Below are 4,346 nucleotides of genomic sequence, written 5' to 3'. Positions count from 1 at the left end.
ACAGCGCCGATAAGCTATCGACTCCGTGCCGCCTAGGAAAGACAAGCAAATATTTACTTTAACTTTTGGGGTACACCTCATATTCCAATTCGGAGTAGTGCCTCTTTACGATACATAGATCGATTGTCAGAGAATCAACGCCAATAGCCAATCTTGAAACTGATAGGTCACGTAGTAGCCAATGGTAATGAATGGGACAAACGGAATCCGGTTGTCTTTTGGCCATGGGATAATGATTAAATATAGAATGGCACTGACGCAGGCAAAACAGGTTACCCAGAGCATAAAGCTAATCCCGGTCGAAATCCACAGTCCAAATAGGATATCAATGTCGCCATTACCGATCAGCCGTTCTTTTCGATTGAGCACTTGAAAACCAAGGTAGATAACAAGTGTTCCAGCCAATTCCCAAAGTGAATGGTGAAGGTTGAAGCCACAAGTAATCATGAGCAAAGCGATGCCTAAATGAGGAATTTGTTGGATTTCCAAATCAAACAAGCTTAGGGTGATCAAAATGGACATGATTAACAAAAAGTAATAGCTTGCTAAATTAATGGGTACTAGGGCAAATATCAGTCCTAAAAGAATTTCGGTTATAATCATTGTGACTGGAATTCTGGCTTTGCAGTATCGGCATTTTCCACCGAGGCTGATGTAACTAATCACCGGGATTAAATCATAGTAGGCAAGTTGGTGCAGACAGGCGGTACAGTGGGATCGGGGCCGGACAATCGATTCACCAGCCAGGCTGCGCTGAACTATGACGTTAACAAATGATGCAATGCTTGAACCAAATAAAAATTGTGTTATTATCATCTCGTTACCTCTAATATTTATATACGAGATTTAAATTCAATTTATTTTTTTTGGATTTGTTGACACAAATTGTTTGGCATGATAAATTAGACAAGGTGCTTTTTGTGACAGATTCCTGAATAATCAGACATGCTGACTGTTTATGACAAAAAGTGTTGGGCGGTACACATTTATTTTTACATAAAAAAGAACCGCCTGGATGTGTGGACTTACATTGAAAATTTGAAAGGAGAACTTTTTAGATGCCTACAATTAACCAATTGGTCCGTAAAGGACGTCATTCTAGAACTTCAAAATCAAAGTCACCAGCTTTAAACTATGCTTACAATAGTTTTAAGAAGAAGGCTGTTACTGTTCCTGCCCCTCAAAAACGAGGTGTTGCAACTCGTGTTGGTACGATGACACCAAAGAAGCCTAACTCTGCTTTGCGTAAATATGCCCGTGTTCGTTTGTCTAACTTGATCGAAGTTACTGCTTACATTCCAGGCATTGGTCACAACTTGCAAGAGCATAGTGTTGTTTTGATTCGTGGAGGCCGTGTAAAGGATTTACCTGGTGTTCGTTATCACGTTATTCGTGGTGCTCTTGATACTGCCGGTGTTCAAGATCGTCGTCAAGGTCGTTCTAAATACGGTACTAAGAAGCCTAAAGAATAATCTCACTAATGCAATCTAAATATTTAGTTTTATAGAATCATGAGGAGGATAACGAAATGCCTAGAAAAGGAAATGTTCAAAAGCGGGAAGTACTTCCTGACCCAATTTATAACTCAAAATTGGTAACCCGTTTAATCAACCGTTTGATGTTAGACGGTAAGCGTGGAACTGCATCACAAATTTTATATGGTGCATTTGACTTAATTAAGAAAGAAACCAACAACGAACCAGTTGACGTGTTCGAAGAAGCTATGAAGAACGTTATGCCAGTTCTTGAAGTTAAGGCTCGTCGTGTTGGTGGTTCTAACTACCAAGTTCCAATCGAAGTTCGACCAGATCGCCGAACAACTTTGGGCTTGCGTTGGATCGTTAACTACGCCCGTTCACGTGGTGAGCATACAATGACTGAACGGCTTGCCCGCGAAATCATGGACGCAGCTAACAACACTGGTGCCGCAGTTAAGAAACGTGAAGATACACATAGAATGGCTGAAGCCAACCGTGCCTTTGCACATTATCGTTGGTAAGATCAGTTTTATTCTCAACAGCTCAAATTAATAAGTGGCTGATTTAGCCACTTTTTGTACGAATCGGAAGGAGTTACACAATGGCTAACACACGAGAATTTCCGCTAGAAAAAACTCGTAATATCGGGATTATGGCCCATATCGATGCTGGTAAAACAACGACGACTGAGCGTATCTTGTACTATACCGGTAAAATTCACAAAATTGGTGAAACCCATGATGGTGCTTCACAAATGGACTGGATGCCCCAAGAACAGGAACGTGGTATTACCATCACGTCTGCTGCTACGACAGCTCAATGGAAAGACCACCGTATCAACATTATTGATACCCCAGGACACGTGGACTTCACTGTTGAAGTTGAACGTTCACTCCGAGTTCTTGATGGTGCGATTGCCGTCCTTGATGCTCAAGCCGGCGTTGAGCCACAAACTGAAACAGTTTGGCGACAAGCATCAGATTATGATGTTCCGCGGATCGTATTTGTTAACAAGATGGATAAAGTTGGCGCTAACTTTGACTTCTCAGTATCATCAATTGCTGATCGGTTGAATGCTAAGCCACTCCCAATCCAGATGCCAATCGGTGCTGAAGATGATTTCGAAGGGGTCATTGACCTGATCGAAATGAAAGCCGATATCTATGATGAAGATAAACTTGGTTCTAACTGGGATACAGTTGATGTTCCAGACGAATACAAGGAAGAAGCTCAAAAACGTCGTGACCAATTGATCGAAACACTTGCTGACGTTGATGATGACATTATGAACAAGTACCTTGAGGGTGAAGAAATTTCGATCCCAGAAATCAAGGCCGCTATTCGTAAAGCAACTTTGAACTTGGAACTGTTCCCAGTATTAGCTGGTTCAGCATTTAAGAACAAAGGTGTTCAGATGTTGATGGATGCAACGATTGATTACTTGCCATCACCATTGGATGTTAAGCCTTATAACGCAACTGACCCTGAGACTGGTGACAAAGTTGAATTAAAAGCAAACGATGATGCCAGTTTTGCTGCTTTGGCATTTAAAGTTGCTACTGATCCATTCGTTGGCCGTTTAACTTACATTCGTGTATATTCTGGAACGCTTGAGTCTGGTTCATACATTTTGAACGCAACTAAAGACAAACGTGAACGGGTTGGTCGTTTACTTCAGATGCATTCAAATCACCGTCAGGAAATTCCTGAAGTATTCTCAGGTGATATTGCGGCTGCCATTGGTTTGAAGAACACCACTACTGGTGATTCATTAACTGATGTTGACCACCCACTTCACTTGGAATCAATGGACTTCCCTGATCCAGTTATCCAAGTTGCTGTTGAACCTAAGACAAAAGCCGATCAAGACAAGATGAACGTTGCTCTTCAGAAGCTTTCAGAAGAGGACCCAACTTTCAAAGCAACAACCAATCCTGAAACTGGTGAAACATTAATCGCCGGAATGGGTGAGCTGCATTTGGATATCATTATTGACCGGATGAAGCGTGAATTCCACGTTGAAGCCACTGTTGGTGCTCCACAAGTTTCATATCGTGAGGCATTTACTAAGCCAACTAAGGCACAAGGTAAATTCATTCGTCAGTCTGGTGGTAAAGGTCAATATGGTGATGTTTGGGTTGAATTTACCCCTAATGAAGAAGGTAAAGGATTCGAATTCGAAGATGCTATTGTCGGTGGGGTTGTTCCTCGTGAATATATTCCAGCCGTTGAACAAGGTTTGAAAGAATCATTATCCAATGGTGTCCTTGCTGGATACCCATTGGTTGATTTGAAAGCCAAGTTATACGATGGTAGTTATCATGAAGTCGATTCTAGTGAAGCTGCATTTAAAGTTGCCGCATCACTTGCCCTTCGTAATGCTGCCAAGACCGCTGCCCCTGTAATTTTGGAACCAATCATGAAGGTTGATATTAACGTTCCTGAAGAATACATGGGTGATATCATGGGTCAAGTTACTGCTAGACGTGGCCGTGTTGAAGGTATGGAAAGCCGAAGTGGCGCTGAAGTGATTCATTCATACGTTCCTTTGGCTGAAATGTTTGGTTATGCAACAACACTTCGTTCTGCATCACAAGGCCGTGGTACATTTACCATGACGTTTGATCATTACGAGCCAGTGCCAAAGAGCATTCAAGCAGAAATCATTAAGAAAAATGGCGGCAATCCTGACGCCGAATAACAATGACTAATTAAGGGCTCTTCGTCAACTGTTGTTGGTGAAACTAAATTCGAGTTCTAATCACTTTGTGATTAGGGCTCTTTTTGTGGGTCAAAGTCAAATCGTATTGATGGCGACTTATGAGCATCACCGAAAGGTGATGCTTTTTTGTTATTAGGCATGAATTA

The 4,346-nt window shown here is 41.7% G+C and carries 4 protein-coding genes; 3 read left to right on the top strand and 1 reads right to left on the bottom strand.

The window, feature by feature from the left end; translation table 11 throughout:
- Positions 1 to 126: 126 nt before the first annotated feature.
- The gene (locus KTE19_RS12950; protein ID WP_217163383.1) at positions 127 to 816 is read right to left on the bottom strand and encodes a prepilin peptidase; all 690 of its coding nucleotides are present in this window, start codon (positions 814 to 816) and stop codon (positions 127 to 129) included.
- A 242-nt stretch (positions 817 to 1,058) separates the two neighbouring features.
- Here KTE19_RS12950 and rpsL point away from each other — a divergent pair, with 242 nt between their 5' ends.
- From rpsL to fusA, 3 genes are all read left to right on the top strand, one after another.
- Complete coding sequence (gene rpsL, locus KTE19_RS12945) at positions 1,059 to 1,472, top strand: 30S ribosomal protein S12 (protein ID WP_054747207.1); 414 nt, start codon at positions 1,059 to 1,061, stop codon at positions 1,470 to 1,472.
- 56 nt (positions 1,473 to 1,528) lie between these two features.
- Positions 1,529 to 1,999 carry a 30S ribosomal protein S7 gene (gene rpsG / locus KTE19_RS12940; protein ID WP_008855807.1) on the top strand — a complete coding sequence of 157 codons (471 nt, stop codon included), beginning with the start codon at positions 1,529 to 1,531 and terminating at the stop codon, positions 1,997 to 1,999.
- An 80-nt stretch (positions 2,000 to 2,079) separates the two neighbouring features.
- Entirely contained in the window at positions 2,080 to 4,179 is a 2,100-nt protein-coding gene (fusA, locus tag KTE19_RS12935) for an elongation factor G (RefSeq protein ID WP_217342453.1), read from the top strand.
- Positions 4,180 to 4,346: the final 167 nt, after the last annotated feature.

This window comes from Lentilactobacillus dabitei, assembly GCF_019061365.1.
Lineage (GTDB): Bacteria > Bacillota > Bacilli > Lactobacillales > Lactobacillaceae > Lentilactobacillus > Lentilactobacillus dabitei.
The sequence above is the reverse complement of the archived record's forward strand: the minus strand, read 5'-3'. Positions and strand labels throughout refer to the sequence as shown.